23 protein-coding genes and 1 tRNA gene are annotated in these 24,693 nt (G+C 39.2%); 16 read left to right on the plus strand and 8 right to left on the minus strand.

Annotation, left to right across the window (positions count from 1 at the left end):
• Positions 1-3: 3 nt before the first annotated feature.
• From I6F66_RS17120 to lolB, 7 genes are all read right to left on the minus strand, one after another.
• Positions 4-80: transfer RNA gene (locus I6F66_RS17120), tRNA-Met, on the minus strand.
• Positions 81-677: 597 nt separating this feature from the next.
• On the minus strand, positions 678-1,769 hold the full coding sequence (ychF, locus tag I6F66_RS17125) for a redox-regulated ATPase YchF (RefSeq protein ID WP_007583951.1): 1,092 nt from the start codon (positions 1,767-1,769) through the stop codon (positions 678-680).
• 52 nt (positions 1,770-1,821) lie between these two features.
• Positions 1,822-2,406, minus strand: coding sequence for an aminoacyl-tRNA hydrolase (pth, locus tag I6F66_RS17130; RefSeq protein WP_166419131.1), 585 nt, complete (start codon positions 2,404-2,406; stop codon positions 1,822-1,824).
• Positions 2,407-2,425: 19 nt separating this feature from the next.
• Positions 2,426-3,037 carry a 50S ribosomal protein L25/general stress protein Ctc gene (locus tag I6F66_RS17135; protein ID WP_166419130.1) on the minus strand — a complete coding sequence of 204 codons (612 nt, stop codon included), beginning with the start codon at positions 3,035-3,037 and terminating at the stop codon, positions 2,426-2,428.
• 149 nt (positions 3,038-3,186) lie between these two features.
• Positions 3,187-4,134, minus strand: a complete 948-nt coding sequence (locus I6F66_RS17140) for a ribose-phosphate pyrophosphokinase (RefSeq protein WP_007583957.1) — start codon at positions 4,132-4,134, stop codon at positions 3,187-3,189.
• An 88-nt stretch (positions 4,135-4,222) separates the two neighbouring features.
• On the minus strand, positions 4,223-5,080 hold the full coding sequence (gene ispE, locus I6F66_RS17145) for a 4-(cytidine 5'-diphospho)-2-C-methyl-D-erythritol kinase (RefSeq protein WP_166419129.1): 858 nt from the start codon (positions 5,078-5,080) through the stop codon (positions 4,223-4,225).
• A gap of 2 nt (positions 5,081-5,082) precedes the next feature.
• The gene (gene lolB, locus I6F66_RS17150; RefSeq protein WP_197180836.1) at positions 5,083-5,670 is read right to left on the minus strand and encodes a lipoprotein insertase outer membrane protein LolB; all 588 of its coding nucleotides are present in this window, start codon (positions 5,668-5,670) and stop codon (positions 5,083-5,085) included.
• Between the two features lie 83 nt (positions 5,671-5,753).
• Between lolB and hemA the strand changes: the two genes are divergently transcribed.
• The 14 genes from hemA to I6F66_RS17220 all read left to right on the plus strand — a co-directional run bounded on the left by hemA (position 5,754) and on the right by I6F66_RS17220 (position 21,076).
• Entirely contained in the window at positions 5,754-7,010 is a 1,257-nt protein-coding gene (hemA, locus tag I6F66_RS17155) for a glutamyl-tRNA reductase (RefSeq protein ID WP_197176557.1), read from the plus strand.
• A 7-nt stretch (positions 7,011-7,017) separates the two neighbouring features.
• Positions 7,018-8,103, plus strand: coding sequence for a peptide chain release factor 1 (gene prfA / locus I6F66_RS17160; RefSeq protein ID WP_024593863.1), 1,086 nt, complete (start codon positions 7,018-7,020; stop codon positions 8,101-8,103).
• Between the two features lie 2 nt (positions 8,104-8,105).
• Positions 8,106-8,945, plus strand: a complete 840-nt coding sequence (gene prmC / locus I6F66_RS17165; protein ID WP_197176559.1) for a peptide chain release factor N(5)-glutamine methyltransferase — start codon at positions 8,106-8,108, stop codon at positions 8,943-8,945.
• Between the two features lie 54 nt (positions 8,946-8,999).
• Positions 9,000-10,544: a response regulator gene (locus I6F66_RS17170; protein ID WP_007583964.1), complete on the plus strand. Its 1,545-nt coding sequence runs from the start codon at positions 9,000-9,002 to the stop codon at positions 10,542-10,544.
• 29 nt (positions 10,545-10,573) lie between these two features.
• A complete protein-coding gene (locus I6F66_RS17175; protein ID WP_007583965.1) occupies positions 10,574-10,948 on the plus strand; it encodes a SirB2 family protein in 375 nt (124 codons plus the stop codon).
• A gap of 149 nt (positions 10,949-11,097) precedes the next feature.
• A complete protein-coding gene (locus tag I6F66_RS17180; RefSeq protein WP_165734818.1) occupies positions 11,098-11,925 on the plus strand; it encodes a tetratricopeptide repeat protein in 828 nt (275 codons plus the stop codon).
• 14 nt (positions 11,926-11,939) lie between these two features.
• On the plus strand, positions 11,940-13,193 hold the full coding sequence (locus tag I6F66_RS17185; protein ID WP_007583967.1) for a DUF819 domain-containing protein: 1,254 nt from the start codon (positions 11,940-11,942) through the stop codon (positions 13,191-13,193).
• Positions 13,194-13,202: 9 nt separating this feature from the next.
• Positions 13,203-14,057, plus strand: coding sequence for a 3-deoxy-8-phosphooctulonate synthase (kdsA, locus tag I6F66_RS17190; protein WP_007583968.1), 855 nt, complete (start codon positions 13,203-13,205; stop codon positions 14,055-14,057).
• A 121-nt stretch (positions 14,058-14,178) separates the two neighbouring features.
• The gene (locus tag I6F66_RS17195; protein WP_197209506.1) at positions 14,179-15,081 is read left to right on the plus strand and encodes a transcriptional regulator GcvA; all 903 of its coding nucleotides are present in this window, start codon (positions 14,179-14,181) and stop codon (positions 15,079-15,081) included.
• A gap of 2 nt (positions 15,082-15,083) precedes the next feature.
• On the plus strand, positions 15,084-15,719 hold the full coding sequence (locus tag I6F66_RS17200) for an alpha/beta family hydrolase (RefSeq protein WP_165725707.1): 636 nt from the start codon (positions 15,084-15,086) through the stop codon (positions 15,717-15,719).
• Positions 15,720-15,738: 19 nt separating this feature from the next.
• Complete coding sequence (locus I6F66_RS17205; RefSeq protein WP_007583972.1) at positions 15,739-16,107, plus strand: DUF423 domain-containing protein; 369 nt, start codon at positions 15,739-15,741, stop codon at positions 16,105-16,107.
• Positions 16,108-16,124: 17 nt separating this feature from the next.
• Positions 16,125-17,210 carry a 23S rRNA (cytidine(2498)-2'-O)-methyltransferase RlmM gene (rlmM, locus tag I6F66_RS17210; protein ID WP_007583974.1) on the plus strand — a complete coding sequence of 362 codons (1,086 nt, stop codon included), beginning with the start codon at positions 16,125-16,127 and terminating at the stop codon, positions 17,208-17,210.
• 16 nt (positions 17,211-17,226) lie between these two features.
• Entirely contained in the window at positions 17,227-20,553 is a 3,327-nt protein-coding gene (locus tag I6F66_RS17215; RefSeq protein ID WP_197209507.1) for a hypothetical protein, read from the plus strand.
• Position 20,554: 1 nt separating this feature from the next.
• The gene (locus tag I6F66_RS17220) at positions 20,555-21,076 is read left to right on the plus strand and encodes a hypothetical protein (protein WP_197209508.1); all 522 of its coding nucleotides are present in this window, start codon (positions 20,555-20,557) and stop codon (positions 21,074-21,076) included.
• Positions 21,077-21,148: 72 nt separating this feature from the next.
• Here I6F66_RS17220 and cysZ read toward each other — a convergent pair whose 3' ends face one another.
• Entirely contained in the window at positions 21,149-21,877 is a 729-nt protein-coding gene (gene cysZ / locus I6F66_RS17225; protein ID WP_165742180.1) for a sulfate transporter CysZ, read from the minus strand.
• A gap of 334 nt (positions 21,878-22,211) precedes the next feature.
• Here cysZ and I6F66_RS17230 point away from each other — a divergent pair, with 334 nt between their 5' ends.
• Positions 22,212-22,565 carry a YkgJ family cysteine cluster protein gene (locus tag I6F66_RS17230; RefSeq protein ID WP_011327756.1) on the plus strand — a complete coding sequence of 118 codons (354 nt, stop codon included), beginning with the start codon at positions 22,212-22,214 and terminating at the stop codon, positions 22,563-22,565.
• A gap of 558 nt (positions 22,566-23,123) precedes the next feature.
• Positions 23,124-24,683, plus strand: a complete 1,560-nt coding sequence (locus tag I6F66_RS17235) for a BCCT family transporter (RefSeq protein ID WP_197209509.1) — start codon at positions 23,124-23,126, stop codon at positions 24,681-24,683.
• Positions 24,684-24,693 lie beyond the last annotated feature (10 nt).

Consider the following 24,693-nt stretch of genomic DNA (forward strand, 5'->3'; position numbering starts at 1 on the left):
AAATGGTGGCTAAGACGGGATTTGAACCTGTGACCCCATCATTATGAGTGATGTGCTCTAACCAGCTGAGCTACTTAGCCATCTTTTTTTGTTAGCACTTCATCGCTGAGTGCGGGGCGTATTATGCTGATATGACCCAAATTCGTCAACACCTTTTTTGCAAAAAAACACTTAACTGTGTTTGTTTGCAGGAAAATTAAGCTAACAGGCTAAATTTTAATAAAAATGCTGTTTTTTTAGCTGCCTTAAATACGCAGAATCTTAATTAACCCTGTACTTCTTTAATTGAGTGATATTACAAAGATGATTAGGGCCTGTTTATCTTTTGAGGTTAAATTTGCAGCAGTGTGTTTGGTATTTAGACAAGGCAGAGCCTATGTAGTGTGGTTATTCCCCATAAATAGGCGATAACGCAGCATAAATGCCAAACATGCGCTGCCCGAAGGGTTCTGCCTAGGGGCAATTTACTCTTTGTTGCTCGGTTTTTACTTAGCCCACTAGGTTACAAACCTCGCGCCGCGATTAAATAGCCCCTAGATTGAACAAATTTCAATCCTAAAAGGTCAACAGGCCCTGATTGTGCTCAATTATTATTTTTATAATACTTAAATACAAAAAAGGCTCGTAAAAACGAGCCTTTAAAAATTATTACCAAGTTAAATTGGTTTAATTTGTACTTATACGTTGAACAAGAAGTTCATTACATCGCCATCTTTAACAATGTACTCTTTACCTTCTTGACGCATCTTACCTGCTTCTTTTGCGCCACTCTCACCTTTAAAGGCAACAAAGTCGTCAAAAGCAATAGTTTGCGCACGAATAAAGCCACGCTCGAAGTCGGTATGGATTTTACCCGCTGCTTGTGGTGCTGTTGCACCTACAGGGATTGTCCATGCGCGTACTTCTTTTACGCCAGCTGTAAAGTAAGTTTGTAATTGTAGTAATTCATAACCACCACGAATAACAAGGTTAAGGCCTGGCTCTTCTAGGCCAAGATCAGCCATAAACTCAAGCTTATCCTCGTCATCTAATTCTGAAAGTTCAGATTCGATAGCGGCACATACAGGAACAACAATCGCATCTTCAGCTGCGGCAATAGCGCGTACACGATCAAGGTATGGGTTATTTTCAAAACCATCTTCAGCAACGTTTGCAATATACATTGTTGGTTTAATCGTTAAGAAGTTTATAGAGCTAATTGCTGCTTTTTCTTCTTTAGTTAGTGCTAGACCACGTAAAGTTAAGCCTTCGTCAAGATGCACTTTTACTTTTTCAAGTACAGCATTTTGCTCTTTAGCGTCTTTATCGCCACCTTTAGCTTTTTTTGAATTACGGAAAAGGGCTTTTTCAGCACTATCCATATCAGCAAGCACTAACTCAGTGTTGATTACGTCAATATCGTCAGCAGGGTCAATAGTGCCTGCTACGTGGATGATGTTTTCATCTTCAAAACAGCGAACTACGTGGCCAATTGCATCGGTTTCACGAATGTTAGCTAAAAACTGGTTACCAAGGCCTTCACCTTTAGATGCGCCTTTTACTAAGCCAGCAATGTCTACAAATTCCATACTAGTGGTAAGAACTCGTTGAGGATTAACAATTTTTGCAAGTTCGTCTAGACGAGGATCTGGCACAGGTACCACACCTGTATTAGGCTCAATGGTACAAAAAGGAAAGTTAGCGGCTTCAATACCCGCTTTAGTTAGTGCATTGAAAAGCGTTGATTTACCAACGTTAGGCAAGCCAACGATGCCACATTTAAAACCCATAGTAAGATACCTTGTTTAGATTCGTTTAAACGATGTGCTTGAACCCAAGTTATTAGGGTTTAAACGAATGTAGTCTGTTTTGTGCTTTTAACACACCATCTTTTGCAAGTATTTCCATACAACGAACTGCTTCATCAACAGCAGCATCCATTTTTTCTTGGTCTACTTTGGCCGCTTTTCCAAGCACCCAACCAGTTACCATTTCACGATGCCCCGGATGACCTACACCTATGCGTAAACGCATAAAGTCTTTTTGATTTGCCATTTTTGCAATAATGTCTTTTAAACCATTATGACCGCCATGTCCGCCGCCTTTTTTTAATTTGGCAACACCTGGGTCTAAATCCAATTCGTCATGGGCAACTAAAATGTCCTCGACAGGGATTTTGAAAAAATTAGCTAAACTACTGACCGCTTTACCACTTAAATTCATGTAAGTAGTGGGGATCAATAATTTGAATTCTTGGCCTTGAATTATCACTTTGCCAGTAAGGCCGTGATATTTAGGATCGTGTTTTAGAGTGCAGTTGTAGCGTGCAGCGATTTGCTCGATGAACCAAGCACCTGCATTGTGGCGTGTGTTTGCGTATTCGGGGCCTGGATTAGCCAGGCCCACAAGCATTTGAATAGAATTCAAGGTTGCGAGACCTTAAAAATTATTCTGCTGCTGCAGCGTCGTCTTCAACTGGAGCTGCTTTGTTTGCTTTGATAGTCAGGATAGACTGATCATGGCCTTCGCCTTTACCTAAATCTACAGAGCTTACGCCTTTAGGGAAAGTAAGGTCAGAAATATGAACAGAATCGCCAACAACAAACTTAGACACATCTACTTCAATGAATTCTGGAAGTGCTTTTGGAAGACACGAGATTTCAACTTCAGTTAACTGGTGAACAACAGTTGCGCCAGCTTTAGTTACAATATCTTCACCGATGAAGTGAAGAGGAACTTTAGTTTGAAATTTATGAGTAGCATCTACACGTTGGAAATCAAGGTGAGTAAGCTTAGGTTTGAATGGGTGACGTTGGATATCTTTTAAGATTACTTCAACAGCTTCGCCATCTACGTTAAGCGTAAGGATATGCGTGTAGAAACCTTCGTCTTCTTGCGCTTTGATCATATCTTTATGAGCAAAAGTAAGAGATAAAGCTTCTTTGTCAGCTCCGTAAAGGATTGCAGGAACTTTGTCTTCGCGACGTAGGCGGCGGCTCGCACCAGTACCAGTTTCTACGCGAAGTTCAGCGTTATACGTATAAGTTTTGTTAGACATGATGTCTCCAGTTATTTAAATGTGTAGGGCCTTTGCGACCAAGGTCCCTAGCCAAAAGGCGCGCTATCATACCACCACGCTCAGACAAAATAAACATCGCTTACAAAAAAAGCGCCAAAAGGCGCTTTTATACTCAGGAATGTTTAATCTTAGTGTTCAAACATCGCTGAGATAGATTCTTCGTTACTAATACGACGAATAGTCTCTGCTAACATGTCAGCAAGCGTAAGTACCTTTATTTTATCAAGGGCTTTAAGCTCGTCAGATAGCGGAATTGAGTCAGTTACAATTACTTCGTCAATCATTGAGTCACGTAGGTTCTCTGCTGCTTTACCTGAAAGAATAGGGTGCGTTGCGTATGCAAATACACGCTTAGCGCCATGTTCTTTAAGTGCTTCAGCGGCTTTACATAACGTACCACCGGTATCAATCATATCATCTACGATAATACAATCACGGCCTTCAACGTCACCAATAATATGCATTACTTGAGAAACGTTTGCTTGTGGGCGACGTTTATCAATAATAGCTAAATCGGTATCGTTTAGTAGTTTTGCAATTGCACGCGCACGTACAACACCACCAATATCTGGAGATACAACAACGACGTCTTCAAAGTCGCGTTCTTTCATATCTTCAAGTAATACAGGGCTGCCAAATACGTTGTCTACTGGTACATCAAAGAAGCCTTGGATTTGTTCCGCATGTAAATCAACCGTAAGAACACGGTCAACACCCACACTTGATAAGAAATCGGCAACAACTTTAGCGGTAATTGGAACACGAGCAGAACGCACACGACGGTCTTGGCGCGCATAACCAAAATAAGGAATGACGGCAGTAATACGACCTGCAGACGCACGACGTAGAGCATCAACCATAACGATAAGCTCCATTAAGTTATCGTTTGTAGGGGCACAGGTTGATTGCAATATAAAAACATCCGAGCCACGAACGTTTTCATTTATTTGAACACTGATCTCACCGTCGCTAAAACGGCCAACAACAGCATCGCCTAATTCAATATATAAACGTTTTGCAACTTTTTGAGCTAACTCAGGTGTTGCGTTACCAGCGAAGAGCTTCATGTCAGGCACGGTAGGGTTCCTCAGGCACTGAATATTTGGACTAACGAGCAGTAATAAATACCACTGCAAGTTAACTTATGATTACTTGTACGTTACTTCATTGATCGAAAATGGCGGTTAACTCCGTATGAGCAGGTGAGACATTTGCGCTTGAAGCCACAAAACCCTGCCAAGTATGGGGGAGATTTTCAAGTACATCTTGTGCTTGAACTTGACTAGCAAATTCGACAAAACAACATGAACCTGTTCCGGTCATCTTCGACGGTGCGTATTTTAGCAACCACTGGAGGGTTTTTTCAACCTCGGGGCAAAGCTTTTTAACTAAAGGCTCACAATCGTTGGTTAAAATATGGTGTTTCCAATCGCCTATTATTTTTGGTGTGTCGCGTTTTAAATCGGGGTGTGTAAATATTTTAGCCGTACTTACATGTTGATTTGGGTGCACAACACAGTACCATTTTTGTTCAAGTTCTACGTGGTGCAATTTCTCACCAATACCATGTGCTATGGCGCTTTGACCTTGTATGAACACCGGAACATCAGCGCCTAATTTAAGCCCTAATTGGGCTAGGGTTTCCAAATTTAGTTCTAATTTCCATAATTTATTTAGGGCTAATAAAGTACTTGCAGCATCGGATGAACCACCTCCAACACCTCCTCCCATCGGTAAGCGTTTAATTAAATTTATTTTTACACCTAAAGGGATTTTACAGTACGTTTGTAATAAAAGTGCCGCTTTATAGATGAGATTATCAGTTAAGGGTATGTCTTTAGTATCACCATCGATAGAAATGCTGCCATCCGTTGTTAACTCAAAGTACAACTCATCACCAAAATTTAAAAAAGTAAATAAGGTTTCAAGTTCGTGATAGCCATCTTCTCGGCGCGCATTTATATGTAAAAATAAATTGAGTTTTGCCGGAGCAATAAGTGAAAAAGAGGTTTTGTTATTCATGCTTATTTAAACTGCCAATCGTAGAGTTGAATCTTAATTTTTATTTGTTGATGCTTTAACGTTAGTTTGGTTGGTAACCAGTAACCTGCATTTTGTACGTAAGTGCCATAATCTATTTGCCATTTTTTGCCTGTATTATCAAACCATAATACTTGCTTTGCGCGGCCTAACTCATCAACAACTAAACTTTGGTCATCAATAGTCCCTTTAAGCCAATTATCGGCATTATCAACAGGGAGTGTAAAACCCGTTAAACGCTTTAAAAGCTCTGAAGCGTTAGTATCAAAGTACTCATCGCCGTCAAATTCTAATTCAGCACCATTTGCTGTTTGTTTAAGCGACAAAATACGCGTACCAATAAAAGTAGTCAGTATTAAATTATTGGAATTTGTTGTTTGCTGCCAATTTAAGTTTGCAGATTGACGCTCTTTTGGGCTAATAAACGCGAGTTTACCCTCGACCTGCCAAGTTTTTTGAGCAGCTAAACGTGGTTTCCAATCATCATAAAGTGTTGTTTTTGTATCAATTTGATGAGCACAGCCACCTAAAAACAAAAAAAACATGAATAAAATCAAATATTGTCGAATCAAATGTTGTTCCTTACTTTCCATATTCCGCTGATTTTTGGTAAAATTACCGCCTTTGAAGTAGGGCTCAGCAATATTTGGCAAATATGACCATAATAGCACTAGGTATAAATCACAAAACCGCATCCGTAGAATTACGTGAAAAAGTGGCCTTTTCGCCTGAGCAAATTTCAGAGGCGTTGCAACAATTAAGCGGCCATGCCGACTTTAATGAAGCGGTTATTGTGTCTACCTGCAATCGAACCGAGATCTATTGTAGCCTCGCTCAGCAAAATTCCCAAACACTGTTGACTTGGCTTGCCAGTTTCCATGGTTTGGATGAACATGAACTGAGCAGCAATATATACTGCCATGAAGGTAATGACGCCATTAACCACTTAATGCGCGTAGCTTGCGGTTTAGATTCCTTGGTATTAGGGGAGCCGCAAATTTTAGGGCAAATAAAACAATCGTTTTTTAGCGCTAAAACCCATGATGCTGTAGGTGTTACTTTTGATAGATTGTTTCAAAAAACATTTTCGGTGGCGAAACAAGTTAGAACCGAAACAAATATTGGCGCAAGCGCTGTATCGGTTGCATTTGCAGCTGTTAATTTAGCGAAGCATATTTACGGTAAGCTCGATAAAACAAACGTATTATTAATTGGCGCCGGCGAAACCATAGAGTTAGTTGCTAAACATTTATATCAAAATGAGCCACAAAATATCACCGTTGCGAACCGAACTATTGAGCGAGCTCGAAGCTTAGCTGATGAGGTGTCGGCGGATGTAATTGCTTTAGCGCAATTGCCAGAGCGTTTACATAAAGCCGATATAGTCATTAGTTCTACCGCCAGTACTTTACCTATTATTGGTAAAGGGGTGGTTGAGCAAGCGCTTAAGCAGCGCCGTCACAAGCCTATGCTATTTATAGATATTGCGGTTCCGCGCGACATAGAAAGCCAAGTAGGTGAGCTAGATGCTGCCTATTTATATTCCGTTGATGACTTACAAACCATTGTAAGCGAGAATATGGCAGCGCGTGAGCAAGCTGCACAGCAAGCGCAAATAATTATTACTGAACGCACCAAAGAATTTGCAATGTGGATGCGCTCACTCGATTCGGTAGATTTAATCCGCCATTATCGAAATGATGTACAAACAATTAAGTCAGAACTTGTAGAGCGTGCTGTTAGTCAGCTAAATACAGGTAAAGATGCAGAAAAAATTATATTAGAGCTCGCCAATAAATTAACCAATCGCTTAATGCACGCGCCTACCCGTGCAATACAAGACGCAGCGAAAAAAGGTGAAGTGGCGCAGCTAAACCAGTTGAAAAAAATGTTAGGTATTGATCAGGAATAACCGTTAAATGAAAGAGTCTGTTTATAATAAATTAGAAACCTTAGTAGAGCGTTACGAAGAAGTACAAGCGCTACTAAGCGACCCGTCGGTCATTAGTGATCAAAATCGTTTTCGTGGGCTTTCAAAAGAATACTCTGAGCTTGAAGAGATTGTAAAAACGTTTTTAACTTACAAAGAAACGCAAGATGATTTAGCCAGTGCAGAAGAAATGCTTAAAGATTCTGACCCTGAAATGCGTGAAATGGCGCAAGAAGAATATAAAGAAGCTAAAGCACAAATTTTGGCAATTGAAGATCAAATTCAAGTATTAATGTTGCCAAAAGATCCGCGAGATAATAACAACGTGTTTGTTGAAGTACGCGCTGGAACAGGCGGTGATGAAGCGGCTATTTTTGCTGGCGACTTATTCCGTATGTACAGCCGCTATGCAGAAACTAAAAAATGGAAAGTAGAAGTTGTGAGCACCAATGAAGGTGAGCACGGTGGTTACAAAGAAGTTATTGCAAATATTAGTGGCGAAGGCGTTTACGGTCAATTAAAGTTTGAATCAGGTGTACACCGCGTACAACGTGTGCCAGAAACTGAGTCACAAGGGCGAGTTCATACCTCTGCGTGTACTGTTGCGGTAATGGCGGAAGTACCAGAGGCAGAAGCGATACAAATTAATACCGCAGATTTAAAAGTTGATACATTTCGTGCATCAGGCGCAGGTGGTCAGCACGTTAATAAAACAGATTCTGCTATTCGACTTACACATATACCTACCGGTGTTGTGGTTGAGTGTCAGGATCAACGTTCACAGCATAAAAACCGTGCTAAAGCGATGTCAGTACTTGCAGCACGTTTACAACAGGCTGAAGATGAAAAGCGCCATGCGGCAGAAGCATCTGAACGTCGTGACTTAGTAGGTAGTGGCGATCGTTCTGAACGTATCCGTACTTATAACTACCCACAAGGTCGTATTACCGATCACCGTATTAACTTAACACTTTATCGTTTGAATGAAGTGGTAGCGGGTGATTTAAGCTGCGTTATTGACCCATTAATGCAAGAACATCAAGCTGACTTATTAGCGGCTATGGGCGACGAGTAATCGTGAGCCAAACTCTTGAACAAGCTATTGCTGCAGGCGCTAATTTATTAGCACCTAGCAGCGAAAGTGCTAAATTAGACGCACAAGTTTTACTTCTACATATTCTTCAAAAACCTCACAGTTACCTTTTTACTTGGCCAGAGCATGCGCTTAATGCCGAACAACAACAGCAATTTAATACATTTTGCCAAAGACGTTTAAACGGTGAACCTGTTGCACATATTACGGGGCAACGTGAATTTTGGAGCTTATCGCTTGAAGTTAACGCAACAACTTTAATACCTCGACCAGATACTGAAACGTTAGTAGAGCAAGCACTTGAAGTGGCTGTACCTGCTACATCTAAAGTGCTTGATTTAGGCACGGGTACTGGTGCAATTGCGTTGGCATTGGGTAGTGAAATGCCTAACTGGCAAATTATTGCAGTAGATAGAGTAAGCGATGCAGTTGCACTTGCTACACGTAATCAGCAGCGACTGGCAATTAATAACGTGCGCGTTAAGCAAAGTAATTGGTTTAGCGAGTTACATGGCGAAAAGTTTAACCTAATTGTTACCAACCCGCCTTATATTGAAAGCAGTGATATACATTTAAATCAGGGCGATGTGCGCTTTGAGCCTTTGTCGGCATTAGTGGCTGATGATTGTGGAATGTCTGATATTAAACAAATAATTACACAATCACGTGACTATTTGTTATCTAGTGGCTATCTTTTAATAGAACACGGTTTTGAGCAAGGTGAAGCTGTTCGTCATTTCTTCAAAAAAATGGCATTTGTGGATATTAAAACAGTGAAAGACTTTGGTGATAATGACCGTGTAACGTTTGCACAGTGGCCCTAAAGAATAATAATTGCCTGCTAGTGCGTTAAATAATGCCATGAAGGAATTTCGACTATGATGGGTGATTTTTTATTTTCAGATGAGCCAGAAGAAGCAATCAATGAGATTGAACTCGGTACCTGGAAAGTATTAATCGTTGATGATGAACCTGAAGTTCATGCTGTTACAAAACTAGCGTTGAGTGATTTTGAGTTTCAAAATAAACGCTTAGAATTTATTAGTGCGTACTCAGGTGCTGAAGCAAAAGAGCTTGTGAAAGAGCATCCAGATGCAGCCATTGTACTACTTGATGTAGTAATGGAGACCGATGATGCCGGTTTGCAAGTTGCTAAGTTTATTCGTGAAGAAGCTAAAAATAATCATATTCGAATTATTTTAAGAACGGGTCAACCTGGTCAAGCACCTGAACGACAAGTAATTATTAATTATGATATTAACGATTACAAATCTAAAACAGAGCTAACGGCTCAAAAGTTATTTACTGTTATTATGTCGAGCCTGCGTTCGTATCGGGATATTATTTCGATTGAGCAGTCACGCGAAGGGCTTGAGAAAATAATTATAGCGTCCCGTGATATTTTTTCTGCGCATTCAATAGAGCACTTTATTGAAGGCGTTATGCAGCAGTTAACTTCTTTACTCGGTATTGCTGATCAAGCTATGTATGCAACTACTTTAGTTGCGCAAAATCCTGAAGCACAAAATAATAAAAAATTAATTGTTTGCTCGGGTACCGGTGACTTTGAAAAAAGTGAAGGTAAAGAGCTCGATGAGGTATTACAAGCTGAACAATTAAGTGCATGTCATCAGGCGCTTAATGAAAAAAGCATTATTTATAAAGATAACTACTTATTTGCGTATTGTAGCAGTGAGTACAATCATAATTCGATGCTATTTATATCAGGTATTCCAAAGGATTTAACGGATACTCAGCGCCATTTAATTAAGATTTTCTCTCAAAACGTGCAACTTGCGTTTGAAAATGTACAACTTCAGTCTGAAATAGAAGCAACGCAACAAGAGCTTGTTTACAGGTTAAGTGAAGCGGTAGAGCAACGCTCAACAGAAACGGGTAATCATGTTAAGCGTGTAGCACATATTTGTCATATATTGGCACAAGGGTATGGCTTATCTAAGCATGATGCTGATTTAGTAAGGTTGGCGTCGCCTCTTCATGATGTAGGCAAAGTGGGCATTCCTGATGCGGTATTAAATAAACCAGCAAAGTTAGACGCCCAAGAATGGGAAGTGATGAAAACCCATACTGATAAAGGCTATACTATTTTAAAAGACTCGCCGCATGAGATTGTTAGTGCAGGCGCAATTATTGCAAAAGAGCATCATGAAAAATGGGATGGCTCTGGTTACCCACAAGGTTTAAGCGGAAACGCAATTAATGTATTTGGTCGTATAGTTGCACTTGCTGATGTATACGATGCACTTCGCCATAAACGATGCTATAAAGAACCTTGGACACTGCAAAACGTAGTTGATGAAATTAACGCTCAAAAAGGCACACACTTTGAACCAAAATTGGTTGAAGTATTTAACGAGAAGCTTGATGAGTTAGAAGCGGTTCTTAACCGTTTTCCTGATTAAATTTTTATAAAACAGAAGTACAGGGGCATATGGATTATTTAGCAGTAAAGCATTCACACATGGCAATTGCGATGTTGAGTGTGATTTTATTTTATGTTCGCGCATTTTCGCGAATGGGCAGTGGTAAATTAGCAAAAAATAAAGCGGTAATGATTGGTAGTCATAGTATAGATACTTTGTTATTAGTGTCGGCACTTACGCTTATATTTATGGCTAAAATTAACCCGTTTGAACAATATTGGCTATTAGAAAAAATAGTTTTAGTGGTTATATATATTGGTATTGGGGCTAAAAGCGCCAGACAAACTAAAATGACGGCTAAAGTTGCTTACGTTTTAGTTAACACTGCTGTTATTTTAGCGATAGGTTATTTAGCGACGTCTAAATCAGCTTTTTTGCTTTAAGTAATACCTGACTATTTGAGCTTTATAGTTGTTTTATAAAGCTCAAATACGACTCCCTCTCAGAAAATATTCAAAAAAATCTCTATATTGGTATATAGCTTTAAAGTTAGGTAAACTACGCCTTCGTTTTCTAAAATGTTGCAGTATTAATGACTACCCTCGGGTTTGACGAACACGATGAATCTTATCTTGATGATGCTTACGATGAATTTACACCTCCAGCGATTTACCGCTGTATTAAAGCAGAGTCAAAATGGGACCCTCAGATAGATTTAACACCATGTTATGAAACTTTAACTGACTTTGAACAGCAAATTTCAGCGCTGTGTTTAAAAGTGAGTGATGAGCACGATTGCTTCGAAAAATTATTAGATATGTTTTACAGCGATTGGCTATTTAGTGCCTCAGGCTTAAAAGTGCCAGAATACAAATTAAATACATTAAGCTATACGCTTTCTATGCGTAGTGGCTCACCAACAACGCTTGCAATTATACTTTGTCACTTTTTACAACAAGCTAACTTTGATGCAAATCTTAGTCTTACGCTGGGTGATGTTGGTGTTCATGTGGCGATAAGTGATGAAGAGGGCTACATAATTGAGCCAAGCAGCGGGCAACAAAGCTGGTATATCATCCCTGAAAACGCAGATGAAGATGATGGGCAAGAACAAGAGCCTTTAGAGTTAATTTTTGATGACGAAGTATATAAGCTATTTTTAGCTCAGCAAAAGTGGTCTTTCATTAGCGAAAACAAATTTGGTCATGCTTTGACCTGTGTAGAGATGCTAATGGAGCTAATAGGCGACGACCCGTATGAGAGACGCGACAGAGGTTACTTATTAAATCAGCTCGGTTGCCCTAAAATGGCACGTGATGATTTACAGTTTTTTGTCGATGAGTGTCCGGACGATCCTGCAATAGAGATTATTCAACACCAAATAGAAGAACTAGAAGATAATAATAAAACGCACCATTAAGAATAGGAATAATTATGGTTGAAACTCAAAGCGCATTAATTACAAATGATGCCGTTGTGCTTGGTTTGCTTGCTATTATTTTGGGGTTTATTTTTAAAACCTCAAACAGTGAGCGTCCAGCTTTAAAACGATTTTATAAATACGTACCTGCTTTACTACTGTGTTACTTTTTACCTTCGTTATTAAATACCTTTGGTATTGTAGATGGTAATAAATCCAATGTTTATTATGTGGCTTCGCGCTACTTACTGCCTGCTTGTTTAATACTGCTTACCATTAGTATTGATTTAAAAGCTATTATTAACTTAGGCCCTAAAGCGCTCATTATGTTTTTAGTGGGTACATTGGGCATTGTTATTGGTGGGCCATTAGCTATTTTAGTCGTGAGTGCATTTGACCCAAGTATTGTTGGTGGTCATGGGCCCGATGCAGTATGGCGCGGTATGACAACCGTTGCGGGTAGCTGGATTGGCGGTGGTGCTAACCAAGCATCAATGAAAGAGATGTTTGAAGTTGGTGGTGATATATTTTCTGTAATGATTACAGTAGATGTAATAGTCGCGAATATTTGGATGGCTGTTTTATTGTTAATGGCAGCAAACCATAAAAAGATTGATGCAGCTACGGGTGCTGATACAAGCGCAATTGAAGATTTAAAAAAACGTGTTGAAGCCTATCACGCTGAACATGCCCGTATTCCTACTCTTAACGATTACATGACACTCCTTGCAATTGCATTTGGTATAACCGGTTTAGCGCATTTTTGCGCTGACTTTTTAGGTCCGTACTTTGGCACTACTTATGAGTGGGCAAAAGAGTACAGCTTAAACAGTAAATTCTTTTGGCTAATAGTTATATCGACAACGATTGGTATAGGCTTATCGTTTACTAAAGTAAGGCAAATAGAAGCGTTTGGCGCTTCTAAAGTAGCCTCTAGCTTTTTGTATATTTTAGTTGCATCGATTGGTTTGCATATGAATGTAACCGCTATTTTTAATAACCCAGGGTTATTTTTAGTTGGTGCCATTTGGATGTTAGTGCATGCAAGCATAATGTTAGTAGTAGCTAAACTAATTAAAGCACCGTTATTTTATATGGCAGTGGGCTCGCAGGCTAATGTGGGCGGTGCAGCGTCTGCACCTGTTGTAGCATCAGCATTTCACCCTTCGCTTGCGCCTGTTGGTGTCCTGTTAGCTGTACTGGGCTATGGTGTGGGTACTTATATGGCTTATATTTGTGGATTAATGATGCAAGCAGTTGCACCGTAAGGAATTTAAATGAAAGACCAAATTATTAAAATTAATGAAATTGAACTAGCAAACAACAAACCGTTTGTATTGTTTGGTGGTATTAACGTATTAGAATCTCGCGATTTAGCTATGCGTGTTGCAGAGCATTACGTAGAAGTTACGACGAAACTTAATATTCCTTATGTATTTAAAGCGTCATTTGATAAGGCTAACCGTTCTTCAATCAATTCGTACCGCGGTCCGGGTATGGAAGAAGGTTTAAAAATATTTGAAGAGATTAAAAAGACCTTCAACATACCGCTTATTACTGATGTACACGAACCGCATCAAGCAGCACCTGTTGCTGAAGTTGTTGATGTAATTCAGTTACCAGCCTTTTTAGCACGTCAAACAGATTTAGTTGTGGCGATGGCTAAAACAGGTGCAATTATTAACGTGAAAAAACCACAGTTTTTAGCGCCGCATGAAATGCGCCATATCATTACTAAATTTAATGAAGCGGGTAATAATAACATCGCACTTTGTGAGCGTGGTTCTAGCTTTGGTTATAACAACCTAGTGGTTGATATGCTGGGTATGGATGACATGAAAGCAATGGCGCCTGTTATTTTTGATGCAACACATGCACTTCAGCGCCCTGGTGGCCGAGCTGACTCTGCTGATGGTCGTCGAGCACAAGCAGCAGAGCTAGCACGCAGCGGTATGGCGCTAGGTATTGCAGGTTTATTTATTGAGGCGCATCCAAACCCTAACGAAGCTAAATGTGATGGCCCATGTGCGCTAGCGCTTAGTAAGTTAGAAGGGTACTTAACGCAAATGAAAGCGGTTGATGATTTAATTAAAAGCTTTGCCCCACTTGATACAAGTGCAAGCGATTTATAATTAAGCATGATGTTTATTAAAAAGCGACTCAGGTCGCTTTTTTTATGCCTTTAATATACACAAACTTATATGATGTATATAATCTCATGCATAAGAAAAACTAATTCTAAGCTTGGTTATTATGTCAAGACGGGTACCTCCATTAAACGCATTAAAAGCCTTTGAAGCGGCTGCGCGTCATTTAAGTTTTACTAAGGCTGCAGAAGAGCTCTATGTAACGCAGGCGGCAGTAAGTCATCAAATAAAAACACTTGAAGAGCATTTAGGTTTAAAGTTGTTTTTACGTAAAAACCGCTCATTATTATTAACTGAAGAAGGCCAAGGCTATTTTTTAGATATAAAAGAGATTTTTACTCAGCTTATTGATGCAACTGAAAAGCTATTAGCCCGTGGTGCTAAGGGCTCATTAACAGTTAGTCTAACACCAAGTTTTGCTATTCAGTGGTTAGTGCCTCGTTTGAGTTTGTTTAATGAGTTACACCCAGAGATAGACGTGCGAATAAAAGCACAAGATCAAGATGAAAACTCACTGACTGATGACGTAGATATTGCTATTTACTATGGAAGAGGTCATTGGAATGGCGTACAAGCGTACAAACTTCATACCGAATATTTAGTACCACTTTGTAGTCCTATGTTATTAAACGGATTAAAGCCGCTTGATCAACCTAGTGATTTAGCGCATCACACCTTATTGCATGACACCACACGTAAAAACTGGAAAACGTGGATGAAAACTGCAGGCGTGCGTAACATTCAGGTAAATCAAGGACCTATATTTAGTCACTCATCAATGGTGTTACAAGCTGCAGTACATGGGCAAGGTGTGGCAATTGGTAATAGTGTATTAGCTAAACCCGACATAGATGCAGGGCGTTTGGTTATTCCGTTTAATCACAGTCTAGAAAGTAAAAATGCATATTACTTAGTGCTTCGCGAATCGCAAACCGAGCTTGGTAAAATAGTTTCGTTTAAAGAGTGGATGCTGAGCTTAGTAGAGCATGAGCAAGAACATGAGTATTAATAATGATTGAATGGTTTAAAAGCACCGCACAACCTGCAATTGCACAGTTTATATTTGCGCATGGTGCAGGTGCCGGTAGCGATTCTGACTTTATGCAACATATGGCAAAATTAATAAGCGAGCAAGGTGTTGATGTTGGTTTATTTGATTTTGAATATATGCAAATTGCTAAACAAACTAATAAACGTAGGCCTCCTGAGCGAGCGCCAAAGCTACTTACTTATTATGAGCAAGTGCTTGGTCAGGCGCAGCCAGATTTACCGTTATTTATAGGCGGTAAATCGATGGGCGGACGCATGGCATCAATGCTTGCGTGCAGCACAGAGCAAAGACTTTCGGGTGTTATTGCATTTGGTTATCCATTTCATCCGCCGGGTAAGCCAGAAAAGTTACGCACCGATCATTTTGCTGATATTGTTTGCCCTTTTTTAGTATTACAGGGCGAGCGAGATACATTTGGTACACGTGAAGAACTGCTTACTATGGAAATGCCAAAACAGCCTTTACTCACATGGCTGACTGATGGCGATCATTCATTAAAACCACGTAAAAAAAGTGGCGTAACTGAACTGCAAAATAGAGAAACAGCAGCGTTAAGTGCCGTTGAATTTATTAAGCAACAAGTAGAGATGTGTTAAGACTCGATTAGGGGATTAGATGATTAAATTATTTTTAATGGCCGGCAGTATTTTTTGTATGCTCTCGGTTATGTTAGGTGCATTTGCTGCCCATGGTTTAAAAAGCCGTTTATCGGAGTATTCATTAGGGGTTTTTAAAACAGCTGCTGAGTATCAAATGGTGCATGGCCTTGCACTTATTGCGGTGGCTATTTTAATTAAATGGGGCATAAACCTGAGTTGGGCTGGTGGCTTTTTTATAACGGGCACACTACTTTTTAGTGGCAGTTTATATTTACTCGCTCTAACAGATATGAAGTGGCTAGGGCCGATAACACCGCTTGGTGGATTGTGCTTTATTATTGGTTGGATTGTTATTTTAGTGCAAGTCGCACGATTTAAGTTTTAAAGAGTTTAAGGGTTAATATGTCTAGTGTTGTGATTTATTGTCGTAGTGGTTTTGAAAGCGATGCCGCTGCTGAAATAACGTTTCATGCTGCAGAGCAGGGTTTTGCAGGGTATGTAAAAGCAAAGCCAAATACAGGTTATGTTGTTTACGAATGTTTTGAAGCGCATCACAGCGACGAAATAATCAAAAAAGTCGATTTTAAAAATATGGTGTTCGCACGCCAATGGTTTGCCGGTACATTACTTGAAAACATGCCAGTAGAGGACCGTGTAAGTGCAGTAGTTGAAGCTGCTAAAGATTTTACATTGTGCTCAGAGCTGCGCGTAGAAACGCCAGATACAAATGAAGGCAAAGAGCTTTTAACGTTCTGTAAAAAAATATCAACGCCGCTTAAAAAAGCCCTCGAAAAACAAAATACAGTACTGCGTGAGCCAAAAGCAAACCGCCCAGTAATGCATGTCATGTTTTTAACAAACAATACGGCTTATGTTGGTTACTCGTATAGCTTTAATAATTCTCCATTTTTCATGGGTATTTTACGCCTTCGTATGCCAAGCGATGCACCTAGTCGTTCAACGTTAAAACTCGACGAAGCGTTTAATGTATTTATTCCTGAGCAACAACGTGAATCACGCGTGGCAGCAGGTATGCGCAGTGTTGATTTAGGTGCATGCCCGGGTGGTTGGACTTATCAGCTTGTACGCCGTGGTATGTTTGTAAGTGCGATTGATAACGGCCCAATGAATGACGATTTAATGCAAACTGGGCAAGTTAAACATTTTAGAGCAGATGGTTTTAAATATCGCCCAGAAAAAAGAAATATTACTTGGTTAGTGTGCGATATGGTGGAAAAACCAACCAAAGTGACTACGCTAATGATTGACTGGGCAGTAAATGCATACGCAAAAGAGTTTATATTTAACTTAAAACTACCTATGAAAAAACGCTTTGATAGTGTTTATGAATGTCTTTCAATGATAAGAAAAGAGCTTGAGAAACATAGTATTAATTACGAGTTACAAGCTAAACATCTCTATCATGATCGTGAGGAAATAACCGTTCATTTAAACGTTACTAAGGTGCCACAAAATTTGTATAGTTAATATGTAGAGGCTAAAAGTGGTAAAAAACAATATTAATAAATGGTTAAGTTTACTTTTTTTATCACTTTTAATCACAGGTTGTGGCGGCGGCGGAGAAGGTAGTGATTCAACTACGCCCTCTGGTAACGCTGCGCCCTCTGGTAACGCTGCGCCCAGTGTTACGCTCTCTGTTAGTAGTAACGTTATTGTCTCTAACCAATCGTTTACTATTACTGCGCTTGCAAGTGATAGTGACGGGCAAATAGCCAATTATCAATGGCAACAACTTAGTGGTCCTGAATTTACATTTATTGTTAATGGCAATACGCTTACAGCCACTGCACCGAGTGTAACCACTGATACGACCTTTAGTTTTTCAGTTACTGTTACTGATAATTCAGGTGCTACTGCACAACAAGTATTTTCAGGCACTATCACTTCTCAAAATAATGCACCTACAGTTAATATTACAGGCCCAAGTAGTGCCCTTGCTAATACACAAGTTAGTTTGGTTGCTAACGCTCAAGATACAGACGGAACCATAAGCACTATTAGTTGGATTCAGTCTGCGGGAGATAATGTTGATTTTAGCCAGTCAGATGGTGTACTTAGTTTTACTGCCCCCAATGTATCTGAAAATACAACGCTAGGCTTTAGCGTAACCGTAACAGATAATGCCGGTAAAAGCGCTCAAGCGAGTAAAACGGTTTTAATTAATCAAGTAAATAGCGCGCCAACAGTCATTGTTACAGGCCCAGAAGAAGCTGAAAAAGATGACAGTGTAACCCTAGTTGCAGATGCACAAGACCGCGATGGCAGTATTAATAGCATAACCTGGCAGCAAACAAGTGGCCCTGTAGTTGAACTTACCCAAACAGAAACAAGTATTAGTTTTAATGCGCCCACTGTTGCGCAAAATACCAATGTAACGTTTGTAGTAACTGTTACCGATGACGATAACGCTACAAATAACGCCCAGAAAATAGTTGTAATATTAGCCCCAAATAACCCACCGACTGCCGATGATGTAAATATAAATGTGCAATATAACCAAGCCACAGAATTTAGCTTAGTGGTTAGCGACGCAGATAACGATAGCGTACAGATTGACTTTGGTGATGATTTAAATGGAGCGCAAATCAGTGTTATTGATGACCAAGCCTTACGTTTTAGTTACACACCTCCTGCAAACAGTATCACTCCACAAAGCTATACGTTAACGGCGACTGATACAAAAGACACAACTGAATTTGTATTGAATGTTACCGTTGTTGATTCAACGCCCGCTACAATTAGTAATGTAACGCCCCAAAATAGTAATGAACCAGTATTTGTAGATAGCCCTGTTAGCATTACATTTTCAGATATTATGCTCGTGAGTACTTTAGCCGTTAACTCTAGCAGTGGTACTTGTACTGGAAGCGTACAAGTGTCAGCAGATAATTTTACTACTTGCTTGGCCTTAACTATTGAAAGTTTGTCGGGTACTACCAGCGACACAAGTACTTATTTTCATACTGTAAATTTAAGCGCAAGCTTTGATGAAGACACTCAATATATTGTTCGTGTTACAGCTGATTTAGCTAATTTTGATAGCACAACTATTTTGGCGCAAACTGCCACCTCGTTTACAACTTCTAGCCAAGATATAAAAATAACAGAGCTTTCATCTGTGCAATTTAGTAATGACTTACCTTGGATTGAACTTTATAACGGCACCGGTGCGACAGTAAATTTACAAGACTACTCTCTTAAAGCTCGCAGTATTAATATGTCTGATAGTACGTTGAGTGGTGAGCAAATATTTACGCTGCCTAATAAAGAGCTTTTAAATGGCGCCTATATTATTTTACAAAGCCGCTTTGGCGATGACTTTTTAGCAAGTGCGTCATTAAATAACACTAAGCTTGTGCTTGTTGGTAGCGCGAATGATCAAATTAGGCCTTATTGGTACATAAATGGTTTTGCAGAATTACTTAATAGTGCGGGTACACAAACTATCGACTTTGTTAAGTTTGGAAATTCAACCCAAGAGCCTGTAACAGCCTCGCAGTGGCAAGGCGAAAATGCTGCACAAATACCGCCAGAGCAGGGCGCCAGCTTAAAGCGTACGCTCGGCGCAACCGATACTAACCAAAATACAGACTGGAACTACTCAGTATTCAATACTCCGGCAGGGCCTAATGATATAACTTGCTCAATAGATGATGATGAAGACGGTATTCCAGATTGCGCAGAGGTAGAGGGGGCAACATTTGGTGGACTGCCTTTATATGAATGGGGAGCGCGTACTTCACAAAAAGATATATTTATTGAAATAGATTATATGGATAGTAGTGATGTTGGAATAACGCCTCATCGAACAGCACTTGAAAAAATTGTTAGTGTATTTGCAAGTAAAGGCTATACCGTTCATTTTGATGTAGGTGACTTATTTGATCAAAATAGCGATATTGCGCTGCAAAACTTTGATTTAGGTGGCGGAAATGTTGTCCCTTTTAATAGTTATACTCCGTTTGAGTACGATTTAAGTAGCCCTAATTTATTTGCTTATAAAATGGAATATACCGATATAACCCGCAGACCCATTTTTCATTACTTATTAATGGCAAGTAGTGGAAATGAAGATGGCAGTATTAGTGGGTCGGGTATTGCTGAGATCAGCGGTAATGATTTAATGGTAACTATGGGGGGCTGGGGCTTAACGCTCGATACGCAAATAGCAACCAATGTAACTTATAATTATCAAGCATCAACTATCTTTCATGAGCTAGGCCATAACTTAGGCTTATACCATGGTGGCGATGAAGAGGTTAACTTTAAGCCTAATCATTTAAGCTCTATGAATTATTTATATCAATTAGCGGGTTTATCAACAATAGGTAATAACGAAGGCGATCGTTATTATGAGCGTTTTTATCCAGGCAATGCTAGCTGCGATATTACACCAAATACTAATAGTCATTTAGGCTCTACAGATGATTTTATTATTGATTATTCAAGTGGTAGTTCAGCAGATTTAAATGAGAGTACAATACTTGAAGCACAGGGGTTAAATCGAAATGCCTCACTACCTGTTGATTTTAACTGTAATGCAATTAACACCGAAAGCTTAACCAGCTTTGATACTAATCAAGATAATACAATATCAATACTTAGTGATGTAAATGAGTGGAGCATGCTTAATTTGCAGTTTTATATGCAAAGTGCAGGTAATCGGTTTGGCGTGCCAAATACTAATAATAGTAAGGTGTATAATTTACAAAGCTCACCTACTAATATTGAAACGCTGCCCAGTTATATAAAAGAAGCGCAGCCAAGTAGTGCAATTATTGCTGAGTTAAAAGCAATTAAAGAGCATTAATATGAAACTAGGGTTAAGTATTAAGTTTATTGTTGGTAGTAGTTTTTTAAGCTTACTAATAGCGTGTAGCGATACTAACAATGCACGTGAATGGTTACTAAAAAATGACAATTTATATTACAAAAATACAGCTATTGACTGGCGAGTTGAATCAGTAAAGGGCTGTAAGGCATGCGTTGTAAGCCAAGATGTTGTTTATCAGCCTGAAGGCATTAGTAGTTATAATACGTTAATGCAGAGTCAAAATTGGGTGGCGGTACATGAGTTAAGTGAAATCAATGTTATCCGTTTAAAGATGCCAGACCAAACACCTTACTTATTCGTAGAGCGTATAAAAGGGCGAACACTAAAGCTGTTTGATCAGCAGCAAAACTACAGTATAAAAATTGGTGAAGTTACAGCCGTTAATTTTAACAATCAGCGCTTTAGTATTTTGATTAAAAAATTTGAAGAAGTAGATAAACAAAGCGTCGCATTACCAAGGCGTGCATCGCTTGAGTTTATTGTTTTAAAAATAGATTAAAAAAGCACCTTAGGTGCTTTTTTATCTCGGGTGCGGTGTCCTTTGAATATTGAAAAGTCAGCAACCTCTTAATTAACTACGGTATTTTGGTCGATAATTATCGACCCACAAACGTGTTGCACCACACACAGCTACAGGCATAACTATTAAGTTTACAAAGGGTATAGCCGTTAATAACATAACAGCAAAACCAAACCCGTATGATAAACCTTGCTTAGATTTTAAATCGTCTTTCATCTGCTTAAAGCCAATTTTATGGTTATCAAACGCATAGTCTTCATACTGCACCGCGTACATCCAACAGGTAAACAAAACCCATAGTATTTGGCCAATGACAGGTAAAACCCAAAGTAGTATGAAAAAACCAATAGCGCGAGGGAGGTAATAACATAATTTTTTCCACTCACGGCCAAGCATTCTAGGCACATCTTTTAATAAATCGGCAAAGCCGTCATCATTAATTTTTTGACCCGTTAAATAAAGCTCAACTTTTTCGCTTAATAAAGCATTAAAGGGGGCTGCAATAAAATTAGTGATGACTGTAAAGAGCATACTATAGCTAAATAGCACGACTAATACTGCAATTGGCCACATTAGCCATTCAAGCCAGCTTAACCATTCTGGTAGCATGTTGTTAATGTAGCTAAAGCTATCACTTAACCATCCAAACAAGAAAAACAACGAACTACCAAACAGCAAAATATTAATTAAAAGCGGGATAAGTACAAAACGCTTTAACCCCTTTTGGCTAATTAATTTAAATCCTGAAAAAAAATATTCCATACCTTGTGTGATCTGCACTGTAACCTCAAAAAATATTCACCATTAGTGACAGTATAAATAGCTTAATAATTTTAAACAGTATTTTTAGGTAACAAAGTGTTTAAGTTAAGTAATAACAACGGCCAGTTTACTATTTTTTTCTCCCAGCTTAATAAGCGACAATTAGTTTACAAGCTTTATACATTGGCTCTATGGCGTAACCAGGCGCTAACTTACCTTGATTTTTTGGTAGTGCAAAGCGTACTATAGCTGATCTAGCCACTCTAGGCTTAGGCATCGTTTTGATGCATTGTGGAGAAATTAGTAAAGTTGCTGCGTCAGTGCGTTGCAAAAATAAAGGGTATAAATAGTGATGTACAAAAATCAGGAAGTAATTTTACGATTGCGCGCTAATATTCCAGCGTTTGAATGCGTAAAAGGATGCCACGACTGCTGCGGGCCAGTAACAACGTCTTCAGAGGAAATGTCGCGCTTACCGGTAAAAACAGATGCGGAGCATGAAGCGGCGTTAAACGAGTTCAATTGTGTGCATCTTGGCCCCAATGGCTGCACTGTATATGATGAGCGCCCATTAATTTGTCGCTTATTTGGTACTACGCCAAGAATGCCTTGCCCGAATGATCGTCGACCAGATGAGCCTGTTGACCCTAAAATTGAGCGCGAAGTACATCACTTTATAGCAAACACGCGTCAAGTATTAGTGTAAGTATCGTATTTATTAAAGTAATAGGCGCTTATTAAGCGCTTTTTTATGTGTGTTATACGCGTTGCTAATAATTTAAAAACTATCAATAAATTTACCCAAAATATTATCTTAGTTATTTTTACAAAAATACTATCAATACATATTAAATATATTGCGAGATTAATTATGCATTTGACTATTAATATACTTAGCCTTATGTATCTTGTTCTATCGCTGTATTTTCCATCTCTTTATTTATATTGCTATTTCTGTTTTCCTAACCCCTTCAAAATTGTTGTTTTATATTTGTTTATTATTAAAAATAGCTGTAAGCAAGGCTTTACTATTGTGTAAATTCACTATTAATAATTAGAGTACCGTTGGATTAGGTGGCTGAAAAGGGTAAAATATTTACAAGTTGGCAGTTAAGATATTTGTTATGGCATTTTCTAAACTCGGAATAAAGTAAGATCGAAAGATAATTTAACCTTTTGATTCGCGTCGCTTCATTTCGTATTTAGGGTGGGTGTTGTGGTATGTCGCTATGTCGGTAACTAAAAATCCATCAAGAGACGATAAATGAGCACTACTGGAGTAACAAAACAACATGAGGATGAGCATTCATCTACAATAAAGTATTTGGTAGGGGTAGATATACCGGTATTTTTAATCAGTGGTGGCATTCTTGTGCTATTTGCTGTGCTAGCACTTTATGATATTGATTTGATGTCGAGTTGGATCAATACCGCCTTTGCTTTTTCTACTAAGACGTTTGGTGCCTTTTGGCAAATATTATTGCTTTCGACCTTTATAATTGGGTTGTTTTTAGCCTTTGGACGTACCGGAAAAGTGGTATTAGGTGGTTTAAAAAAGCCAGAGATTAACACCTTTAAGTGGATCAGCATTATTATGTGTACACTCCTTGCTGGTGGTGGGGTGTTTTGGGCTGCTGCTGAGCCCATGGCGCATTTTATTTCGCCGCCGCCAATTTTTGGTGGTGAGTCAGGGATTAAAGAGGCTGCATTTAATGCTTTAGCGCAAAGCTTTATGCATTGGGGGTTTTTAGCCTGGGCTATTTTAGGCAGCCTTACAGGCATAGTTTATATGCATTTACATTACGAAAAAGGTTTACCGCTTAAGCCACGTACTTTGTTGTATCCGGTATTTGGTGAGCGCGTAATGAAAGGCGCATTTGGTGCTATTGTCGATTCGTGTTGTGTTATAGCTGTAGTAGCAGGCACGGTAGGCCCTATTGGTTTTTTAGGGTTGCAAGTAAGTTTTGGTTTAGAAAAGCTATCTGGTATTCCAGATACTTACACCACTCAAGTGGCTATTTTATTTGGTTTAATTGCAATTTATACTCTATCTGCTGTAAGTGGCGTCACTAAAGGAATTCAATTACTCAGTCGCTTTAATGTAATTTTAGCCGTAGCGTTAATGCTGTTTATTTTGCTGATGGGGCCTACAGCTTTTATTTTTGATAGCTATATTCATTCGTTTGGGCTTTATATTAATAACTTTATTCCTATGGCCACTTTTCGTGCCGATACCGCCTGGTTAGACTGGTGGACGGTATTCTTTTGGGGCTGGTTTTTAGGTTATGGACCTTTAATGGCTATGTTTGTTGCACGAATTTCACGCGGCCGTACTATTCGCGAAATGATCACGCTTATCTCAATAATTGCTCCTGTTATTACTTGTTTTTGGTTTACGATAGTGGGTGGTTCAGGTATATTTTTTGAGTTAGCAAACCCGGGTGTTATTTCAGAACCCTTTGCGGGCTTAAATTTACCCGCTGCACTGTTGGCTATTACTGAGCAGCTGCCTATGGGCTTTGTTATATCGGTGTTGTTTTTAATTTTAACCACAATATTTGTAGCAACCACAGGTGACTCCATGACCTACTCGGTATCTATGGTAATGACGGGTAACGATCATCCGCAAACACCCGTTAGAGTGTTTTGGGGCATTATGATGGGGGTTATGGCAGCAATATTAATTTCGATAGGTTCAGGTGGTATTTCTGCACTGCAGTCGTTTATTGTAGTAACCGCCGTACCTGTATCATTTGTGTTGTTACCATCACTTTGGATTGCCCCACAAATTGCGAAAAAAATGGCTACTGAGCAAGGTTTATAAGCAATAGGTA

This window comes from Pseudoalteromonas sp. NZS100_1, from assembly GCF_015864285.1.
Taxonomy (GTDB): domain Bacteria; phylum Pseudomonadota; class Gammaproteobacteria; order Enterobacterales; family Alteromonadaceae; genus Pseudoalteromonas; species Pseudoalteromonas arctica.

Coding starts and splice junctions, on each gene's coding strand:
- ychF (WP_007583951.1), bottom strand. CDS start 1,769: ATGGGTTTTAAATGTGGCATCGTTGGCTTGCCTAACGTTGGTAAATCA.
- I6F66_RS17135 (WP_166419130.1), bottom strand. CDS start 3,037: ATGTCTAACAAAACTTATACGTATAACGCTGAACTTCGCGTAGAAACT.
- ispE (WP_166419129.1), bottom strand. CDS start 5,080: ATGAATAACAAAACCTCTTTTTCACTTATTGCTCCGGCAAAACTCAAT.
- hemA (WP_197176557.1), top strand. CDS start 5,754: ATGACCATAATAGCACTAGGTATAAATCACAAAACCGCATCCGTAGAA.
- prfA (WP_024593863.1), top strand. CDS start 7,018: ATGAAAGAGTCTGTTTATAATAAATTAGAAACCTTAGTAGAGCGTTAC.
- I6F66_RS17170 (WP_007583964.1), top strand. CDS start 9,000: ATGATGGGTGATTTTTTATTTTCAGATGAGCCAGAAGAAGCAATCAAT.
- I6F66_RS17175 (WP_007583965.1), top strand. CDS start 10,574: ATGGATTATTTAGCAGTAAAGCATTCACACATGGCAATTGCGATGTTG.
- I6F66_RS17180 (WP_165734818.1), top strand. CDS start 11,098: ATGACTACCCTCGGGTTTGACGAACACGATGAATCTTATCTTGATGAT.
- I6F66_RS17185 (WP_007583967.1), top strand. CDS start 11,940: ATGGTTGAAACTCAAAGCGCATTAATTACAAATGATGCCGTTGTGCTT.
- kdsA (WP_007583968.1), top strand. CDS start 13,203: ATGAAAGACCAAATTATTAAAATTAATGAAATTGAACTAGCAAACAAC.
- I6F66_RS17195 (WP_197209506.1), top strand. CDS start 14,179: ATGTCAAGACGGGTACCTCCATTAAACGCATTAAAAGCCTTTGAAGCG.
- I6F66_RS17200 (WP_165725707.1), top strand. CDS start 15,084: ATGATTGAATGGTTTAAAAGCACCGCACAACCTGCAATTGCACAGTTT.
- I6F66_RS17205 (WP_007583972.1), top strand. CDS start 15,739: ATGATTAAATTATTTTTAATGGCCGGCAGTATTTTTTGTATGCTCTCG.
- rlmM (WP_007583974.1), top strand. CDS start 16,125: ATGTCTAGTGTTGTGATTTATTGTCGTAGTGGTTTTGAAAGCGATGCC.
- I6F66_RS17220 (WP_197209508.1), top strand. CDS start 20,555: ATGAAACTAGGGTTAAGTATTAAGTTTATTGTTGGTAGTAGTTTTTTA.
- I6F66_RS17230 (WP_011327756.1), top strand. CDS start 22,212: ATGTACAAAAATCAGGAAGTAATTTTACGATTGCGCGCTAATATTCCA.
- I6F66_RS17235 (WP_197209509.1), top strand. CDS start 23,124: ATGAGCACTACTGGAGTAACAAAACAACATGAGGATGAGCATTCATCT.